The 18,568-nt window shown below is 48.1% G+C and carries 16 protein-coding genes; 5 read left to right on the top strand and 11 right to left on the bottom strand.

From position 1 onward, the window contains the following. The first annotated feature begins 55 nt into the window (after positions 1 to 55). From J3P40_RS16810 to J3P40_RS16790, 5 genes are all read left to right on the top strand, one after another. Positions 56 to 1,171: an aldose epimerase family protein gene (locus J3P40_RS16810; protein ID WP_256007429.1), complete on the top strand. Its 1,116-nt coding sequence runs from the start codon at positions 56 to 58 to the stop codon at positions 1,169 to 1,171. Between the two features lie 63 nt (positions 1,172 to 1,234). Continuing rightward, on the top strand, positions 1,235 to 2,110 hold the full coding sequence (locus J3P40_RS16805) for a helix-turn-helix domain-containing protein (RefSeq protein WP_256007428.1): 876 nt from the start codon (positions 1,235 to 1,237) through the stop codon (positions 2,108 to 2,110). Positions 2,111 to 2,114: 4 nt separating this feature from the next. Further along, on the top strand, positions 2,115 to 2,519 hold the full coding sequence (locus J3P40_RS16800; RefSeq protein WP_256007427.1) for a DUF983 domain-containing protein: 405 nt from the start codon (positions 2,115 to 2,117) through the stop codon (positions 2,517 to 2,519). A 103-nt stretch (positions 2,520 to 2,622) separates the two neighbouring features. Next, the gene (locus J3P40_RS16795; protein ID WP_256007426.1) at positions 2,623 to 3,501 is read left to right on the top strand and encodes a manganese catalase family protein; all 879 of its coding nucleotides are present in this window, start codon (positions 2,623 to 2,625) and stop codon (positions 3,499 to 3,501) included. Positions 3,502 to 3,677: 176 nt separating this feature from the next. Further along, the gene (locus J3P40_RS16790) at positions 3,678 to 6,173 is read left to right on the top strand and encodes a glutaminase family protein (protein WP_256007425.1); all 2,496 of its coding nucleotides are present in this window, start codon (positions 3,678 to 3,680) and stop codon (positions 6,171 to 6,173) included. A 63-nt stretch (positions 6,174 to 6,236) separates the two neighbouring features. Here the strand turns inward: J3P40_RS16790 and J3P40_RS16785 are convergent, their stop codons facing one another. From J3P40_RS16785 to J3P40_RS16735, 11 genes are read right to left on the bottom strand one after another with little or no spacing between them, the layout of a single operon-like run. Continuing rightward, on the bottom strand, positions 6,237 to 6,767 hold the full coding sequence (locus J3P40_RS16785; protein WP_256007424.1) for an iron-sulfur cluster co-chaperone HscB C-terminal domain-containing protein: 531 nt from the start codon (positions 6,765 to 6,767) through the stop codon (positions 6,237 to 6,239). Between the two features lie 2 nt (positions 6,768 to 6,769). Beyond that, a complete protein-coding gene (rseP, locus tag J3P40_RS16780; protein WP_256007423.1) occupies positions 6,770 to 8,101 on the bottom strand; it encodes an RIP metalloprotease RseP in 1,332 nt (443 codons plus the stop codon). An 8-nt stretch (positions 8,102 to 8,109) separates the two neighbouring features. Further along, on the bottom strand, positions 8,110 to 9,285 hold the full coding sequence (locus tag J3P40_RS16775) for a 1-deoxy-D-xylulose-5-phosphate reductoisomerase (protein ID WP_256007421.1): 1,176 nt from the start codon (positions 9,283 to 9,285) through the stop codon (positions 8,110 to 8,112). Next, positions 9,282 to 10,781: a GH3 auxin-responsive promoter family protein gene (locus tag J3P40_RS16770; protein WP_256007420.1), complete on the bottom strand. Its 1,500-nt coding sequence runs from the start codon at positions 10,779 to 10,781 to the stop codon at positions 9,282 to 9,284. The genes J3P40_RS16775 and J3P40_RS16770 overlap by 4 nt, the downstream gene beginning before the upstream one ends. Before the next feature lie 10 nt (positions 10,782 to 10,791). Then, positions 10,792 to 11,580 (bottom strand): hypothetical protein, encoded by a 789-nt coding sequence (locus J3P40_RS16765; protein WP_256007419.1) that lies wholly within the window; start codon positions 11,578 to 11,580, stop codon positions 10,792 to 10,794. Beyond that, on the bottom strand, positions 11,577 to 12,542 hold the full coding sequence (locus tag J3P40_RS16760; protein ID WP_256007418.1) for a glycosyltransferase family 2 protein: 966 nt from the start codon (positions 12,540 to 12,542) through the stop codon (positions 11,577 to 11,579). The genes J3P40_RS16765 and J3P40_RS16760 overlap by 4 nt, the downstream gene beginning before the upstream one ends. Positions 12,543 to 12,545: 3 nt before the next feature. Beyond that, positions 12,546 to 13,499 carry a glycosyltransferase family 2 protein gene (locus tag J3P40_RS16755; RefSeq protein WP_256007417.1) on the bottom strand — a complete coding sequence of 318 codons (954 nt, stop codon included), beginning with the start codon at positions 13,497 to 13,499 and terminating at the stop codon, positions 12,546 to 12,548. 17 nt (positions 13,500 to 13,516) lie between these two features. Next, entirely contained in the window at positions 13,517 to 14,677 is a 1,161-nt protein-coding gene (locus J3P40_RS16750) for a glycosyltransferase family 4 protein (RefSeq protein ID WP_256007416.1), read from the bottom strand. Then, entirely contained in the window at positions 14,659 to 15,606 is a 948-nt protein-coding gene (locus J3P40_RS16745) for a lysylphosphatidylglycerol synthase domain-containing protein (protein ID WP_256007415.1), read from the bottom strand. Before J3P40_RS16745 ends, J3P40_RS16750 begins: the two co-directional genes overlap by 19 nt. Continuing rightward, on the bottom strand, positions 15,603 to 16,784 hold the full coding sequence (locus J3P40_RS16740; RefSeq protein ID WP_256007414.1) for a glycosyltransferase family 4 protein: 1,182 nt from the start codon (positions 16,782 to 16,784) through the stop codon (positions 15,603 to 15,605). The genes J3P40_RS16745 and J3P40_RS16740 overlap by 4 nt, the downstream gene beginning before the upstream one ends. Next, on the bottom strand, positions 16,768 to 18,561 hold the full coding sequence (locus J3P40_RS16735) for a cytochrome c peroxidase (protein ID WP_256007413.1): 1,794 nt from the start codon (positions 18,559 to 18,561) through the stop codon (positions 16,768 to 16,770). Before J3P40_RS16735 ends, J3P40_RS16740 begins: the two co-directional genes overlap by 17 nt. Positions 18,562 to 18,568: the final 7 nt, after the last annotated feature.

Here is an 18,568-nt window from a genome sequence, read left to right as displayed (position 1 = left end):
TATACACCCCAATATCGTATATTAATCGTTGTGGGATGATTAAAAATAGGTAAAAATGAAAATGCTTAAAAATTTGATAGTCTTTGTCTTACTATTATTACATCAGGTCTGCGCGACTGCGCAGGAGCAATATCTTACGAAACACCTTTTTGGAAAAATCGACGGGCAGGAGATTTACGAATACGTATTAACCAACGCACAAGGCATGCAGGTGAAGTTGATAAGTTATGGAGCTACAATTACGGATATCCGTGTTCCCGACAGAAACGGAGTTTTGGGTAGCGTTGTGTTAGGGTTCGATTCGCTACATGCGTACACATCCCCTCGCAACCCCTTAATGGGCGCCATCGTAGGTCGTGTGGCCAACCGCATTGCTAAAGGGCGATTTACCATCGGGGCCCAGGAGTATATCCTGAGCTCGAATATTCACGGCGGTAAACTTGGCTTTGATAAAAGGATCTGGAATGTAGAAGAGATCAGGAAGGGCGACGGGCCTGGCATAAGAATGAGTTACCTAAGCCGGGACGGAGAAGAAGGCTACCCTGGAAATCTTGAAGTAAGTGTAAGTTATACGCTGACAAACAAAAATGAACTCAGGATTGACTATACGGCCACTACCGACAGGCCTACGCATGTAAACCTCACCAATCACACTTATTTCAATCTCTCAGGCGGAGGTTCGGCGACTGTTTTGGATACGGAGTTGCGCATCTGGTCTGACAAATACCTGGAGGCCGATAGAAACAATATCCCATCGGGGAAAATCCTGCCTGTAAATGGGACAGCATTGGATTTCTCCAGGGCACAAGCGATTGGCGAGCGGATAAAGGACGAGCACCCAGCATTGAAAATAGGTAACGGCTATGATCTTACTTATGTGTTGAAAAATCAGTCCGGGAAGTTAAGACTCGCTGCACAGGCTTACGACCCGCATTCTGGCCGTGTATTGAAAGCATACTCTACCGAGCCGGGATTGGTGTTCTATACAGGAAACCACCTAAACCGGGGTTTAATGGGCAGACAGCAAAAGCCCATGACGAGATACGGGGGCTTTTGCCTGGAATTTCAGCATTATCCGGACGCTCCCAATCAGCCAAAATTCCCCAGCACATTGCTAAAGCCGGGTGAAGTTTATCGTTCGCAGACGGTTTTTGAATTTGTTAATCCGTAAAAAACACCATAACTCAGGTAAGCAATACCATTATTACCGATCAATATCAGGTAACTTTGACATATGAAAAATGAGATTCCTATATACGACATCAGCAGCTTCACAGGCTTTCGTAAGGAAGACATCATTGTAAGCAGGTTCGGGCCGTATTCAAAAACGCATCAGCATTTACATTACGCACACCGGCATAGTTTTTATCATATCGTGCTGTTTACCGAAGGGGCCGGACATCATTCTATTGATTTCGAGAACTTTGAGGTTAAGCCCTGGCAAATCTATTTTATGATTCCCGGGCAGGTACACAGCTGGAGCTTTACCGGGGCGGTCGACGGCTACGTGATTAACTTTTCCAGTAATTACTTTCAGTCCTTTTTACTGCTTACCGATTATCTGCAAAAATTCAGTTTCTTCTCAGGCGTTGTCAGGGATTCCGTTTTGGAAGTCCCTGAGGATTGTCGCCAGGCCATAGGCGGGATATTCGAGGAACTGCTTATCGCAGGAAATCAAAGCAAACGCTTTAGCGACGACTACATCAGGATCCTGCTGCTAAAAATGTTTATCATGCTGTCTGACCTGGTGACCGAAAAGCCGGGCGCATACGTAACATCGTACAACTATACCCTGCTCAAGAATTTTCAGCAACTGATTGAACGGAACTTTGCCGAACTCAGACTACCAAAGGCCTATGCGGAACTATTGTACATTACGCCTAATCATCTGAATGCCTTATGTAACGATCTGTTAGGCATGCCAGCCGGAGAAGTGATCCGGAACAGGGTGGTGCTTGAAGCTAAAAGACTACTCGTAAATCTCGATCTCCCGATCAGCGAAATCTCCCTCCAACTGAACTTTAACGACAACTCCTACTTTACGAAGTTCTTCAAGAAGTACGTAGGCCAGACACCCGAGGAGTTCAGAAAACACACTTTAAAAAAATAAGACGATGAAGCCTTTAAAAATTGACACAAGCTCAGAATTTTCGGCAGCGATGCACGCCAAATGTCCAAGATGCAGAAGAGGAAACATGTTCGACGGACCAATGTATGGTTTTAAGCTTCAGAAAATGCATGTGACATGCCCGCATTGCGGACTAAGATTTGAACGCGAGCCGGGGTACTTCTACGTTTCGATGTTTATCAGCTACGCCATGAACGTTGCGGAGATCATCTCGATTGCCGTAGCGACCTACGTTTTAACGGGCAACCTGGAAAACATGTGGCTGTATATTGCGACCATCTTTCCGGCAGTACTCATCCTTTCGCCGTTCAACTACCGCTTTTCGCGGGTAATACTGCTCTACTGGCTTACACCCGGACTGCATTATAATCCGGAAATGAGCAGGGATTAATTCGCGTGTTTCTACCGGCCGAATACGTGTTTATTGGATGAACCATTAGGCTTCGGGATTGGTTGTGATGGGTGTAACCTATTGTTTAACTAATTCTTATACTATGTTTTATCACGACAACAATCTGCAGTACACCGTACGTGTAGACAAGCCAAATCCAGCGTTTGCAAAGCTATTGCAGCAAGCCATCGGCGGCATTGAGGGAGAAATCCGTGTGTGTCTCCAATATCTGTTTCAAGCCTGGGGCAATCGGGGTCCCAACAAATACCGCGACATGCTGCTTGACACCGGAACGGAAGAGATTTCGCATATTGAGATGCTATGTACGGCTGTGGCCTTAAACCTGGATGGCGCTACCAACGAATTGAAAGATAAGATAGCCGGTGAAAACCCAATCGTAAGCAACATCCTTGGGGGTATGGATCCGCGCCATGTGATTTCGTCTGGTCTTTCGGCAATGGCTGTCGACAGCAACGGGGTACCGTTCAATGGCTCATGGGTGGTTGGCAGCGGGAACATAGCGGCCGACATGTATGCGAACGTTATGGCCGAATCGACCGGCAGGGTACTGGCTACCCGCTTGTTCGAGCTGACTGATGATCCGGGCATGAAAGATATGCTGTCGTTCCTGATCACCAGGGACGCCATGCACCAGAACCAATGGCTGGCCGTTCTGGAAGACCTTGGTGGAGTAGGCACGAACCTGCCGATTCCAAACACCTTCCCGATGTCGGCGCATGTGAAAGACTTCGATTACAAATTTGTGTCGACAAACATTGAGACCCCTCCGGCAGCTGATGGCAGGTGGACAAGCGGCCCCTCGATAGACGGCAAGGGCGAATTCAGCGTGATGACGGCCCAACAGGGCGTACCGAGGCCAGATCTTGGCATGCCTGATGTAAAGGGCTACGCCCAGGAGCAACAGATGATTGCCCCGGATAAGGGTATTATGGAAAATATTAAAGATACGATTCTGCCCTAGAAAGGTTCTTTAATGGCCGAAAGAGGCTGGTCTTTGTTTAGACCAGCCTCTTTCTTTTTTAAATCGTTTTCGAGGAGATCGCCTGGGCGGCTTCCCCTTACTTGAAATAATTTTCCTATTTTAGGGAACCGTTTTATGCGATGTAAAACGCGGAACCTATAGTTAACACACAAATGATGAACAAAACCAAACTTTTCGGGCTGCTTACCATAGTGGCCTGCGGTTCGCTTGCCAATCCGGCCGGCGCGCAGGAGCGAAAGGCCCCAGCCTACCCCCTCATTACCCACAATCCAAACTTTAGTATCTGGTCGAGCACCGACAAGCTGAACGAGTCGGCCACGCAGCACTGGACCGGCGCAGATCATTCGCTTTTAGGTATGATCAACGTAGACGGTACGATATACCGCTTTATGGGTAAAGAGGCGCCCAACTACCAAACGGTGGTTGCTGCTTCTGATGACGCGCCATACCAGGTAAAATATACCGAGAAGGAGCCTGAGGGCGACTGGCAGTCGGCCGATTACGACGCATCGAGCTGGCGTACAGGTGCGGCTCCAATCGGGGATGACGCAAAAACGGCAAAAACCATGTGGAAGTCGCACGACATCTGGGTGAGAAGAACTTTTGACGTAACAAACCCGGAGTCTGTAAACGAGCTTTATCTAAAGCTGAACCATGATGATAACATCAACCTGTACCTGAACGGGAAGAAGATCTATACCAAGGTGGGCTGGACATCGAACTTTCAGTACATAGCGCTTAGCGACAGCGATAAGCGTGCCCTGAAAAAAGGCAAAAACGTGATCGCGATACACCTGGTAAACACGGCGGGAGGCCGCTATCTGGATTTCGGACTTTCCAATAAACTGAAAGACGAGTCGGGCGCCGTACAACTTGCCAGGCAGACGAACGTGGAGTTTAAGGCAACCCAAACCGTTTACGATTTTACCTGCGGAAAGGTTGATTTGAAACTGACCTTTACGTCTCCTCTTTTGATGGATGACCTTGGTGTGCTTGCCCGTCCGGTATCTTATGTAACCTATCAGGTTAAAGCCAACGACAATAAAACGCATCAGGTGAAAGTATTTATGAGCGCTTCTTCTGATATTGCCGTGTACCGCCCGTCGCAGGAAGTAACAGCGCAAAAATACAGCACCGCCAAACTAAATATTCTGAAAACAGGAACCGTTGAGCAGCCCGTGTTACAAAAGGCCGCCGATGATATGCGTATCGACTGGGGCTATTTTTATGTAGCCGCGCCTAAAACTGCGGGAGCCATACAATTTATTACCCCGCAAAAGAATGCAGCAGATGCATTCAGAAAAGGCATTGTAACCACCACGGCTCAAAAAGGTCGTTCGCTGGCACTGAATACCATCATTCCCTTTGGAAGCGTGAGCAGTACGCCGGTTGAGAAATATATCCAGCTAGCTTACGATGAGATCTATTCCATTCAGTACTTTAAGAGAAATCTCAGACCATGGTGGAATACATCGGGTAAGGAAACCATTGAGGGACAAATGACGGATGCTTCGAACGCTTACAAAGCTGTTTTGGCAAAGTGCGAGGCATTCAACAAAACTGTTTATGCGGATGCCCTGAAATCTGGCGGCAAGGATTACGCGGAATTATGTAACCTGGCATACCGTCAGAGTATTGCCGCTCATACCCTCGTGAAAAGTCCGGAACGGGAAATCCTTTGGTTGTCTAAGGAAAACAACAGTGGCGGCTTTATCAATACTGTAGACGTGACCTACCCATCGGCTCCGCTATACCTGATCTACAATCCTCAGCTGCTGCAAGGCATGCTCAACGGTATTTTCTATTTCAGCGAAAGCGGTAAATATCCGCATCCATGGGCTGCGCACGACCTTGGCACGTACCCTCTGGCCAACGGACAAACCTACGGCGAGCCTATGCCGGTGGAGGAGTCGGGCAACATGATTATCCTTACCGCAGCCATCGCAAAAGCACAGGGAAATGCCAACTATGCTAAAAAGCACTGGAAAACTCTGACTACCTGGGCAGACTATCTGACCAGGGAGGGACTGGATCCGAAAACACAATTGTGTACTGACGACTTCGCGGGCCACCTGGCCAGAAACGCGAACCTTTCTGTAAAAGCTATTGTAGGTATTGCCTGCTATGCGCAATTGGCAGAGTCGCTAGGTTACAGCGAGACCGCAAAAAAATACCGGGACATCGCTCAGGCCATGGTACCTCAGTGGATGCAAATGGCAGATGCGGGCGATCACTATGCGCTTACTTTCGATAATAAGAATACCTGGAGTCAGAAGTATAACCTGGTTTGGGATAAAGTATTGAACTTAAACCTGTTCCCTCAAAAGGTGTACGACACCGAGATCAAATACTACCTGAACAAGCAAAACCGGTACGGACTGCCTTTAGACAGCAGAAAGGCCTACACCAAGAACGACTGGATCTTGTGGACAGCCACCTTTACGAGCAATGAGAAGGACTTCAAAGCCCTGGTTGCACCGGTTTACAAGCACGCGGTAGAAACCGAGTCGAGAGTACCTCTAAACGACTTCTACGATACCAACACGGGCATTCGTGATAACTTTAAAGCGAGAAGTGTGGTGGGCGGCTTTTATATGAAGCTGTTCTCCGACAAACTGAACCGCGTTAATGGCAGTCTTCCAGGCAAATAACCACCTGGCTATGCAATTAAAAAGCCCTTGTCTAAGACAAGGGCTTTTTTGTTACTTCGGGTTTTATACCACGGCTTTGCTGATGTTACCTCTCAGCCTTTGCAAATATTTCCCGCGGTAATACAAGTCTTTGATCTTTTGCAGCGTTACCCCACGCTCTTTCCCTTTCTGCTGCGCGAACTCCTTAAAGCGCTCGTCGAGGTGGGCCGACAGCCCTTGTTCGATTGCCGCCACTTCCTGGTCGAGCACTGCAAGACGCTCTGCGTCGGGTTCCATACTTAGATCCATGAGCGATTCGTTGATATCCATCATATCCATCAGGAAATCCTTAGGTAGAGCGTAGTTTTCGCCCTCACTGATCACACCTTCCAGTTCAAGCACATACTGAATCAGGCGCTCCCTGTTGCTCAGCACCTGGTAAGCTTTGTTGTTCAGTGTACTTAGCTCTAAAACCTCCGCCTGCTTCTCCTCACTTTCATTGATGTAAAAGTCGGGGTGATAACGCTTGCTCAGCGCATAATACTGCTGCTTAACGAGTTCCTGATCGGGATTGAAGCTCAGCGGCAGCCCGTAAAAAGCAAAATAATCTGTCATCGCTACTGCATTATCGCTTTAAATATATCGTTGCCCAGCACAAATACCATGAGCGACAGCAACAATACAAAGCCCACAATCTGCGCCCGCTCCATAAACTTATCGCCCAGGGGCTTGCCTTTGATCATCTCAATGATTAGAAATACGACGTGACCACCGTCTAGCGCCGGAATAGGAAGCAGGTTCATGAAGGCCAGTGCAATAGAGATAAAACCGGTTGAGGCCCAGAACCTGGCCCATATCCATTCACCTCCGTAAACCTTACGCGCTATCTCTACAGGGCCTGAAAATGCCTTGTTGGCATGTATCTTTCCGGTAAGCACCTTCCAGATGCCCTTGCCATTGTCGCTGAACACCTTCCAGGCCTGATTTATTCCGATCGGCAGCGACTCAAATAATCCGTAGTGAATGGTTTGCTCGCGAAGTTCGTTTACATGATTGAAATAGACGCCGATGGTACCGGCTGTATCTACGGGGACGGTTAAGCTAAGCTGCTCGCCGCCGCGCATGATGTCAAACGTAACCGGCTTGGCTTTATTCTGCTTGACGATCCTTTTAACATCAACGTCATATTTTACGGGCTGACCATTAACTGCAAGTACCTTATCCCCCTTACGCACTCCGGCTTTATAGGCAGGCATTGTTTCAGGAATACTGTCGAGCGTTGTAGATACCAGGGGCATCCTGCTGATGAATTCTTCAATACCAAGGTCAGAAACCTTGTTTAATATATTGTCGGGCACTTTAATGTCCAGTGCCTTGCCCTCGCGGATCACCGTAAGGTTCGTATTGCCGAGCAGCACTTGAGAACTGATCAATTCATCAAAACGGATCACCTTCTTTCCGTTAACGGCCACAACCTTATCGCCCTGCTTTAAACCGATCTCCTTGCCGATAACACCAGGATTAATACCCGCAACCGTCGAATTCGGGATAAAACTTTCGCCGTATTTGAACGTCAGCATCCAGAAGATCAGGATACCTACCACAATATTCACAATTACACCGCCGAGCATCACGATGAGCCGCTGCCATGCAGGTTTTGAACGGAACTCCCAGGGCTGTGCGGGTTGCTTCATCTGCTCGGTATCCATAGATTCGTCGATCATCCCAGCGATTTTCACATAGCCGCCCAAGGGCAGCCAGCCGATTCCGTACTCGCAGTCGCCCCTCTTTATGCTGAACAATTTCACGCCCCAGGCATCAAAGAAAAGGTAGAACTTTTCTACCTTAATTCCGAATGCCCGTGCCGCAAGGAAGTGCCCCAGCTCGTGCAAAATAACCAGTATCGATAATCCCAGGAGTAACTGGGCCGCCATAATCAGTCCGCTCATATCTTAGTCTAATATTTTATGTTTTGAGTTAAAAAAGCTTGTTTTGTTACCAAGTCGCCGGCAAATATACGGGTATAGCTGTCGGTTTCTAAATAATTATCGAGGCTTGGCTTTTCTATAAAAGGGATATCTTCCATACAACGCTCAATCACGTCGCTCATTTGCAGAAAGCCGATCTGGTCGTTTAAAAAGGCATTGACGACCACTTCGTTGGCCGCATTGATGATGCAGGGCATATTGCCGCCCTTCCTGAGCGCATGGTATGCCAGCTGCAGATTGCGGAAGGTATGCATGTCAGGTTTGGAGAACGTGAACTCCGGATAATCCATAAAGTTAAAACGTTCGTAGCTACTCGTTATTCTGCCTGGATAGGCTAAAGCATAGTGGATTGGCAGCTTCATATCGGGCAAACCCATCTGGGCTTTTATAGAACCGTCGGTAAACTGCACCAGTGAATGTACGATAGATTGCGGATGAACAATAACGTCGATCTGATCCGGGTCAAGACCAAACAGCCAGCGTGCTTCGATCACCTCCAGTCCTTTATTCATCAACGAAGCAGAATCGATGGTGATCTTTGCGCCCATGGTCCAGTTTGGATGCTTTAAAGCCGCAGCTTTAGTCACCCCCGCCAGTGCTTCGCGATCCTTCCCCCTGAACGGGCCACCCGATGCAGTCAGGTAAATCTTTTCTACCGGATTAACTTCCTCACCTACCAGGCACTGGTAGATGGCCGAATGCTCGGAATCAACCGGAATGATCTTTACGCCATGCTGCTCCGCAAGCTGTGTCACGATATCGCCTGCAACAACCAGCGTTTCTTTGTTGGCCAGCGCAATATCCTTCCCCGCTTCAATGGCAGAAATGGTAGGCTGTAAGCCCGCAGCGCCCACCAGCGCGGTAAGCACCAGCTCGGCCTGAGGCAATGCCGCTGCTTCGCACAGCGCCTGCTGACCGGTCAGCACTTTGATGCCCGGCAAGGCTGCTTTTACTTCGGCGTAGTACTGGTCGTCACCAATCACCACCAGGTCCGGCTTAAACTTTTGCGCCTGACTGATCAGAAGTTTGGCGTTCGAATGCGCGGTAAGCGCGCAGACGCGGTACAAATCTGCGTGGGCTTCAACAACCTCCAAGGCCTGGGTCCCGATAGAGCCCGTTGCACCTAGTATAGATATATTCTTCAATGTATAAACGCGATTAAATCATCCGCAATCTTCCTGTCATTAGCCAGTCGCGGCACCTTGTTCTGCCCGCCCAGTTTACCCTGCGAGCGCATATAATTGACAAAAGCATCTTTTCTCAAAGGTCTTATAATTAACGGCTGCAGAATTTTCCCTTCAATCAGGTCAAAATAGTAAATATTCTTCTTTTGTAAAGCCTGATCTACCCGTTTGCTGAAAGCGGGAAGGTCGACCGGCGGCCTGGAAAACTCAATAAACCATTCGTGATAAGGGAGTTCACCAGGCTCAACCGCTATCCGGGGCGCTACCGTAAATTCTGTGATACCAACCCCTTCTTCGTTGGCCACGCTAAGCAGTGCGTGCTCCACTTCTTCACCGATCACATGTTCGCCAAAAGCCGATATAAAATGCTTAATACGTCCTGTGACCACAATCTTATACGGATTTAGGGACACAAACTTAACCGTATCGCCAATACTGTAACCCCATAGCCCGGCATTGGTATTCAGAATCAGCGCATAATTCTTATCAAGTTCTACATCCTTCAGACTAATCCGCTGTGGATTGTCATTGTAGTACTCTTCGGCCGGCACAAACTCATAAAATATCCCTGCATCAGCCAGGAGCAGCAAACCCTTATCGGTCTGAGAATCCTGATAGGCAATAAAGCCTTCAGAAGCAGGATAAGTCTCTATCGCATCGATGCGTTTGCCAATACTGGCCTCGATCTTTGTGCGATAAGGCTCAAAGTTGACCCCTCCATAGACATATAAACTAAAATTCGGGAATATGTCCTTTACAGGTTTGCCGCCCGAGTGCTGTATCAGACGGTCAAAATACATTTGTACCCAGGGCGGTATGCCCGATATGAGTCTCATGTCTTCCTTCACCGTTTCAGAAACAATGGCATCTACCTTCTGCTCCCAATCTTCGATACAGTTGGTGGCAAACGAAGGCAACCTGTTTTTTTGCAGATAGGCAGGTACCAGGTTGGCCACAATGCCCGAGAGCCTGCCCACTTTAATGCCATGCTTTTCGCTAAGCAGGGGACTGCCCTGCAGAAAAATCATCTTTCCGTTCACAAAATCGGCTTTGCCGGTTTCATGGATATAGGTCAACAAAGCGTTCCTGGCGGCTTTGATATGTTCCGGCATAGATTCTTTGGAGATCGGGATATACTTAACACCCGAGGTTGTACCTGAAGTCTTGGCCAGGTAGGCAGGCTTTCCCTTCCACAATACATCGGCTTCGCCAGCTACCACGCGGTCAACATACGGACGAAGCTCCTCATAGTCGCGAACAGGTACCAGGCGCTTAAAATCATTATAATCCTTGATAGAGGAAAACTGATGGTCGCGCCCAAAAGCCGTATGCTGCCCCTTATGTATCAGCATACGTAGCGTTTCCTGCTGCGCCTTAACAGCGTCCTTCTTCCATTTGTCGATACCCCGCATTACCAGGGCGGCAAATGGTTTGCTCAATGCCGCTTTCCAGCCCATAAAAAATATGTTAAACGATATTATGAATAATATCCGGTTCTCCATTGTCCTGATACTCGCTCATCATTTTGCGGTAGGCCACAGTGAGGGCCACACTGGAAAGCGGAACAACAATGAACGAACTAAGGATATTGACGAAAAAGGCCACAAAAGGCCAGTGTATGTAACTGAAGAACAGGTAAAGCAAATGAAAACTCAGCAAAATGAGCAGCAAGAGCAGAATCTTGGTAAAGTTGCCCCTTGTGGTAGCCAGACTATACTTGATAGAGGCGAAGGGCGGCAGGTTCTTGTCCAGGATAAAGAACGGAAAGAACGATATCCTGATCCAGGTAATGAATATGGCCACAATCCCGACCGAAATAGCGACATTCTTAATGACTTCAAACCGGATGCTTGTGTAAATAAAAGGAAAGGCGATTAAAATAACCAAGATATATACCCCCACAATACAAAGCATAAAGTACACCGTCGCAACTAAAAACCGAATGATCTGCCTGCGGGTAGGGATAGTACTTACGATGCTTACGTCATGCTCCTCATCGTCCAGAAGATGGAAGATATACCTGAACAGCGACAAATTGATGGTAAAATAAAACATAGCAAAGATGAATGCCATTAAGATACTCAGGACATTACTCACGTCTTTAAGGAAAAAAGCCATTAGTCCGGACGCATTCGAAGTAATGAACATTAGGAAACACATTGTCGCTATCGAAAAATAGTTCCGTTTAGTCACCGTCCATGCCCTGCCGATCACCTCATTAACAGCAAAGGTACTTTCCTTTAAAAAATCAATCATTGTTTAAATACTACTCTCTTTATAAAATCCTGCATAAAACCAAGTCCATACGCCGTGAGCTGTATAAACGAAGCAACAACACTCAAAATTGCAACTTTTAACGACTTGTTGACAACCCAAGCGTGAAAAAATATCAACATAAAGTATACCAGTATCAAAATGTTAGCAGTAAATGCCAGCGGCAGACGAAACACATTGAAGAGTATAGCAAGGCCTGCAAAACAGGTGAAGGCCGCGGGAAAGAAATGTACGAGTTTTAGTTCGGCCGGGAAATGCTTATACACATTGATGCGTGCGCGACCGAAAAAGTGGAGTTGTTTGTAAAACTGCATGAAACTGGTGCGGCGCTTATGATACACATAGGCGTCAGGTATCAAACCTATCTTAAAGCCTGCCCCATGGATTCTGATGCTGTATTCAATGTCTTCCCCCAGCCTGGTCAGGATAAATCCGCCTACCTTCTCCCAAACCTGGCGCGATACCCCCATATTGAAACTGCGCGGATGAAATTGTCCGATATGCTTCCGGTTTCCACGGATACCGCCAGTAGTAAAGGGTGAAGTCATCGAATAACTGATGGCTTTCTGGACCGGTGTAAAGCTACCATGCGCCGCGTCGGGGCCACCATAAGCGTCCAATTTGTGTTCATACAAATAGTCACGCACGGTTTCCAGATAAGTGGAAGGAATCAGGCAGTCTGAATCGAAAATAACAAAGTAATCTCCCGAGGCACGCTCAAAACCGAAATTACGGCTGAAACCCTGTCCGGAGTTCGCCTTCACATAGTATTTGATATCCAGCACATTACTGTATTTCTGTACGATACGCGCCGCGTCGTTCACCGATCCGTCTTCTATGACCAGCACTTCAAACTGCATATAGCTCTGCTTGGTAAGCGTATGCAACAGCTCGTCGATCTCCTGCGGGCGATTGTAAAGCGGAATTATGATGGAAAAAAACATGTGTTAATGAAGTTCCCTTTCAATGAGATACTGGTTCCGTTCCGGTGCGTTACGGGTAACAAGTTCTGCGACAAAACCAGTTAAAAACAGTTGTGAACCTACAATAATGGCTACAAGTGCGATATAGAATAAAGGTTGGTCGGTTACATCCCTGCGGTAAGGTATTCCGGCAGAAAGGTGATATAGCTTCTCGCCGATAAGCCAGAGCGCCATAAAAGTACCCATCAGAAAACTCAGTACGCCAAGTGAACCAAAAAAGTGCATGGGTCGTTTACCAAACTTACCCACAAAGAAAATGGACAGCAGATCCAGGAAACCATTAATAAAGCGGCTCAGACCAAATTTGGTTACCCCGTATTTGCGCGCCCTGTGCTCTACCACCTGCTCCCCAATCTTTTTAAATCCCGCCCATTTGGCAATTACGGGTATATACCTGTGCATTTCGCCGTAAACCTCTATGGTCTTAATCACATCTTTGCGATACGCCTTTAAACCACAGTTAAAATCATTCAATTTGATGCCCGACATGCGCCTGGTAGCCGCATTGAACAGTTTGGTAGGAATTGTCTTGGTGACCGGATCATAGCGTTTCTTTTTCCATCCGGAGATCAGGTCAAACTTTTCTTCCTTTATTCTGCGGTAAAGTTCCGGTATCTCGTCCGGACTGTCCTGCAGGTCTGCATCCATGGTAATCACCACATCACCCTGCGCAGCCTCAAAGGCGACATTGAGCGCAGCCGATTTACCATAATTCCTTCTGAATTTAATGGCCCTGATGGCCGGATATTGTTTTTTAAGATCTTCTATTACTGCCCAGGAATTGTCTGTGCTCCCATCGTCTACAAAAACAACTTCATAAGTAAAGCGGTGCTCCTGCATCACCCTGGCTATCCAGGCGGTTAGTTCAGGGAGCGACTCATCTTCATTATATAAGGGAATTACAACAGATATATCCATTTGCGCATTGCACTTTGTCAACGTGCAAACTTAGACAAAAAAACAAAATAATTATGCACCATTACTTCCCAGCTGAAACGTTCGCGGGTAAATGAAACGATCGACCCGGCGAGCGCTGTTTTGTCGGCCGGACCAAGCGCAAAGTTGTTTAGTTCCTCCATCCATATCTCCGCGTTTCCGGGCGGCACCAAAACGCCATTCTTTCCTGGTATAATCGCATCCGTGATCCCCCCGCTTGCAGCGGCAAAAACCGGAAGGCCATACATGCAGGCCTCCAGACAAACAAGGCCAAAGCCCTCCATATCGCCTTCAACCTCTATATTCGGCATCACAAACGCGTCTGCACCCGCAAAAATCGTATCAATGTCTGCCCCCGGCAGGCTCTGCAGGCGGTAAACTTTCTTCGACAGCGCGCTACCCTTCAGAAGTTTCTCTATCACACGGTCGTCGCCCGGATATCCTAAAAACAACTCCAACCGCGTTCTTATAAATCCAGGCAATACGGCCATAAGCCGGTCGGTCGCCGTCTTCCCAGTTCCCGGGGAAATCAGCAACACCAATACGTCTTTATCCAGACCTGGCACTACATTCTGCAGGAACCAGGAAAATCCTTTACGTTTTACCGCGCGGCCCATAGCCAGAAACACTTGCTTTCCCCTTGCATCAATGGCATATTTGCTCGATAACCATGCTTCCATTTCCGGCCGCTGCACTCGCTGTTTTTCGCTGGTCTCTACGCCATTGTTGATCACTACGACCTTCTCCTTACTGATTCCCCTCAATGCACAAGCCTCGGCAGTAGCACAGCTCACAGCAATGATCAGGTCGAAACGATTGAATCGAGGTAAAATCAGACGCTGGTAAATCCATCCCGGGAACACCACGTCGAGCCCATGCATTGTGACACAACGCTTGAGATGCGCATATCCCGTATGCATCAAACTCACTGCGGCAATCAATCCGTCATTAAAGTGTACTACGGATATTCCCGGATTCTCCTTTAATGCAGCCAAGATACGCCTGTTTAAGCTTGCGAAGAATTTTAATCGCCCCCCACCCTCGTAAACTATCGTATGTACCCGGGCATAGCGCGACATGCCCTGTATGAGTTCATAGCTCTGTTTTTCCATGCCTCCTATTGAGGGTGGATATTTATGGGTTACAAACAATATTTCCATCCTATGCGCTCTGTTTTCTTGAAAAAAACGATGTATATGACCAGCCCGAAAAGTACCCAGAACAGTTGCCGGGCCCTTCGTAAAATGGAGGCTGTAATCCAGATACCTGCACCCGGCACGCCTATAATAAGCAGCATCACTTTGTTGCCGTATTCTTCTACACCCAGCTGACCGGGAATAAATGCGCCCGCCGACTTAAATAAAATGACACCCATGTCTACCATCATCGCCTGCAGCATGCTGATGTTTATATTAAGCATATGAAGGATCAGCCAAAACTCCATGGCGCCAACAATCCAGTGAAGGGTGGCTAACAGGAGTGACCCTAAGAGCAAGGTTTTATGCAAGCGGAACTGTATTTTCATCGTTTCGAACGTTTCACGCAGTTGTCCATTGCCCGATTTTTTTCCGACAACATATAGCACCATTGCTACAACGCCAATCAATATGACTCCTACGATCAGATACTTTAAGTCGAGCCCCGGGGGCAGTTCCAACTGCTTGTCTCTTAAGGCCAGCAAAATCACTGCTGTGAACAGCATCAGCTGACTGATGACCATAACAGCCCTTGATAAGATGACAGAACTACCGGCAGCAGCGCCCGCTATGCCCGCTTGTTTAAGAAGTTGAACTTTTAGCCAGTCGCCCCCAACCACACTTACCGGGTTAAACACACCGAAGGTTTCGCCAGTATGGCGAATGATAAACAGCCGGAAAAGGGACAGCGTTTTTGCAGAACTGCCAAGACAGTATTGCCAGCTCATGGTACCCAGAACATAAGCGCACAGGGTAATGCCGAGGAGCAACAAAAACCTGGGACCGATATTACGTACAGCAGCCAAGGCCAGCGTCAAGTCGGCCGCGCGGATGTACATCACCAAAGAAGTCAGGGTGATCAGCATCAGCAGTATCGTTAGCCGGCGCCTCACGAAACGCGGTAACTATCTTTCTCCCTCCGAGCTGCAAGTAAGCTCACTTCATCAAAGTAAGCCGTAGCTAACTGATCCCAGTCGAGACCGAAACACTGTGCAAGGCCGGCGGCAGAAAACTGCCTGGCCAACTGGCGGTCACTCAACAACCTGCGAATGCGCATTACATAATGGTCGGCATCATACGGCGCACACTTGAATCCATTCACACCATCCTTAACAAAGTCGGCCGAACCGCCACCATCCGCAATAATACAGGGCAGGCCGGAAGCCATCGCCTCCAGCACAACGTTTCCATAGGTTTCTGATACAGAAGGAAACAGAAAAATACTTGAGCTGGCATACAAGGCCGACAGTGCATCGTGTCCAAGCTTACCTACAAAGACTGCACGTTTCATACGACTCTGGCATGCACGCTTTGCAATACCATCGCCCGCAACAATAAAATTGACATCAAGTCCGGCCCCTTGCACGCCATCATATATTTTGAACAGCGTCTCGAGGTTCTTTTCCCATACCAGGCGACTGGCAAAAAGAATGGCCGGTCGGTTGTTGCCAGTCAACCGCTCTATAATGCGAGCGTCCCGCTTATCCGGTGAAAAGAGCCTGGCATTAATTCCCCGTTTCCAAAGTTTCATGCGGTTCGAGTCTACCCCATACCTCGTCAGCTCAGTCATGATACTGGTTGACGGCACATAAATGGTATCGCATCTGTTATAAAAAAGCTTTTGGTTATCCGCCAGCATCTGCTTCACCTTTTCAATCAAAAAAGGCGCATATTTTAAGTAGTAATCTATATACGACACGAAGTGCGTATGATAAATGGTCATTACCGGGAGCCCCTGGCGGTTGGCATATTTCAGGGCGAATCCTCCGAGCAGCGAGGGAGTGGCAATATGAACCAGGTCGGGCATAAACTCCCGGAGCCTCTTTTTTAGCTGTTTTTTCATCAGGCCCGGTAAGGCCATGGTATATGTAGCGTTGATGGGCAGTGTAACTATTGGAAGTTTAATGCATTCAAACTCCACAAGCTTGTCAGGCCCTACCCCGCAAACGAAGAGAAACTCAAAGCGGGAGGGATCAATTCTCTTGATCAGTTGAAACATCGTGCGGGCAGCCCCGTCAAAGTCCTCCACCAGAATTTCAGCAAAAAAAGCAACCTTAATCTTTTTCATCATTTAAGGCCTTTAAGAATTCGACGATGTCTTTTATTTCCTGTTTGGAAAGGTTCAAAGGATCGGCCGACAAGCTCTGGTTATCCAGAGCAATTCCAATCCCCGCCCCGCCTCCGCGATTATAGAAATCAAGAACCTCTTCCAAAGTTTGATACACGCCATTGTGCATGTATGGCGCCGTGCGCGCTACATTTCGTAGCGTAGGTGTCTTAAATGCAAACCGGTACTGCGGATACGGGTTCAGCGCATATCGGCCGCCGTCCTGATCGACCAAAGCACGCACGGTGTCGGCCCTCGACGGCACACCCAGAACTTCACCTTCGCTTTTGTGAAACAAGGGTGCCGGTGTACCATTATATAAAGGTGCAAAATGGCAACTGCCACATTTTGCCTTACCCATAAACAAATTATACCCCCGCTTCTCTGCCGCACTTAATTTAGACCGGTCGCCCCGCAGATACTGATCCGTCCGGGACGAAAAGGGTGCAAGTGAGCGAATGTAGGACGCAATAGCATGCTGTATCTTCCACGGGCTCGCCTTCTGAGCGGTCTCGCCATAAGCGGCTTTGAAGGAGCGTAAATAAACACCCGTGCGGTTGATCTCCCGGGCAGCGTCGTCCAGTGACCCGTCCATTTCGTTTTTATGATGAACCACATCCAGCGCTTGATCTTCTAAAGAAGCGGCCTTCAGGTCGTAAAAGAACGCGCGTTGCATACCGGCATACAGCAAGCTAGGCGTATTACGCAAAAGAGATTGCCTGCCGTTAATTCCCTCGGCAGTCTTCAGTCCGTCAGTGAAAGCCATAGACTCGCGGTGGCAACTAGCGCAGCTCCGGTCATTTTTCTTAGAGAGCAGCGCACTGTTAAACAACGTTTTACCCAGGCTAACCTTGGCATCAGAAATAAACTCTGTGTGGTTACTTGTAAAGCGGTTTACGTCGAACGCCTGCTTCTGAAACATCGTTACAGCCGAATCTTGCAAGGCCGAACCGCTTGCGGCAGTCTCGATGTTCAATTGTTTACGAAGCTTTGCCAGGCTTTCGCTCACTTCTTGCAGGTGTACCGCAGTAAATGCCAGCCTGTCGAATGTATTAAAATCTTCAGCTTTCCCCAATTCAGCAATGGCCGCTTCAAGATTGGTCTTCAACGGCCCGTGACCGGGGTAAAGCTCTATGGCCTGCATTATTCCGGACAATGCCGCTGAAGCCTCGGGAAGCGAGGTGAGCGCGGCCGGACTGTCAAAGCCTGTAATTCCGAGACTTATAATACGAAATACCTCCAGCCGCATGGCATCAAATAATTGTGCATCTGTGATCTGGTATTCCGCATTGTACCGCACCGCCCGCTTCAGGTCGACCTGCATTTTTTTGATCTCATTGATCAGCTCTGCCCTGCTTTCTGCCGTTTGCTCGTCAAAAATAAGTTCTTCCATGACCTGAAAGCCCGTTGGCGGCTCTACCAGATTCTCCCCCAGTTCAATTTCATCAATGGGTGGCCCGTTCACGAGCACTGCGGTCTTCGGGAAAAAATACTCGAAATAGTATTCGATCCGCTTGTATTGTTCCCTGGCCCTGGCAAGAGATAATTTCATTTTTTGGCTGTCGCCCCCTTCGGCAGCGGGCAGCAAGTCTCCATCTACCAACTCCCGCAAACGCTTCAGCTCCTGCTCAAAAATCGCCTTAACGCTTTCAGCTGGATCTTGTTGGGCCCTTTCACAGGCTTGTAAGCCAAAAAGCAAAACAACGCAGGCCAGGCCTGCGTTGAAAAATCTATTGATCATCAATATG

This window comes from Pedobacter deserti (assembly GCF_024436415.1).
Classification (GTDB): domain Bacteria; phylum Bacteroidota; class Bacteroidia; order Sphingobacteriales; family Sphingobacteriaceae; genus Pedobacter; species Pedobacter faecalis.
This window is presented reverse-complemented; position numbering and strand designations above follow the sequence as displayed.

What these genes read in the sequence shown, in the direction of transcription:
- J3P40_RS16810 (WP_256007429.1), top strand. Translation starts at nt 56, where the DNA reads ATGAAAATGCTTAAAAATTTGATAGTCTTTGTCTTACTATTATTACAT.
- J3P40_RS16805 (WP_256007428.1), top strand. Translation starts at nt 1,235, where the DNA reads ATGAAAAATGAGATTCCTATATACGACATCAGCAGCTTCACAGGCTTT.
- J3P40_RS16800 (WP_256007427.1), top strand. Translation starts at nt 2,115, where the DNA reads ATGAAGCCTTTAAAAATTGACACAAGCTCAGAATTTTCGGCAGCGATG.
- J3P40_RS16795 (WP_256007426.1), top strand. Translation starts at nt 2,623, where the DNA reads ATGTTTTATCACGACAACAATCTGCAGTACACCGTACGTGTAGACAAG.
- J3P40_RS16790 (WP_256007425.1), top strand. Translation starts at nt 3,678, where the DNA reads ATGAACAAAACCAAACTTTTCGGGCTGCTTACCATAGTGGCCTGCGGT.
- J3P40_RS16785 (WP_256007424.1), bottom strand. Translation starts at nt 6,767, where the DNA reads ATGACAGATTATTTTGCTTTTTACGGGCTGCCGCTGAGCTTCAATCCC.
- rseP (WP_256007423.1), bottom strand. Translation starts at nt 8,101, where the DNA reads ATGAGCGGACTGATTATGGCGGCCCAGTTACTCCTGGGATTATCGATA.
- J3P40_RS16770 (WP_256007420.1), bottom strand. Translation starts at nt 10,781, where the DNA reads ATGGGCTGGAAAGCGGCATTGAGCAAACCATTTGCCGCCCTGGTAATG.
- J3P40_RS16765 (WP_256007419.1), bottom strand. Translation starts at nt 11,580, where the DNA reads ATGATTGATTTTTTAAAGGAAAGTACCTTTGCTGTTAATGAGGTGATC.
- J3P40_RS16760 (WP_256007418.1), bottom strand. Translation starts at nt 12,542, where the DNA reads ATGTTTTTTTCCATCATAATTCCGCTTTACAATCGCCCGCAGGAGATC.
- J3P40_RS16755 (WP_256007417.1), bottom strand. Translation starts at nt 13,499, where the DNA reads ATGGATATATCTGTTGTAATTCCCTTATATAATGAAGATGAGTCGCTC.
- J3P40_RS16750 (WP_256007416.1), bottom strand. Translation starts at nt 14,677, where the DNA reads ATGGAAATATTGTTTGTAACCCATAAATATCCACCCTCAATAGGAGGC.
- J3P40_RS16740 (WP_256007414.1), bottom strand. Translation starts at nt 16,784, where the DNA reads ATGATGAAAAAGATTAAGGTTGCTTTTTTTGCTGAAATTCTGGTGGAG.
- J3P40_RS16735 (WP_256007413.1), bottom strand. Translation starts at nt 18,561, where the DNA reads ATGATCAATAGATTTTTCAACGCAGGCCTGGCCTGCGTTGTTTTGCTT.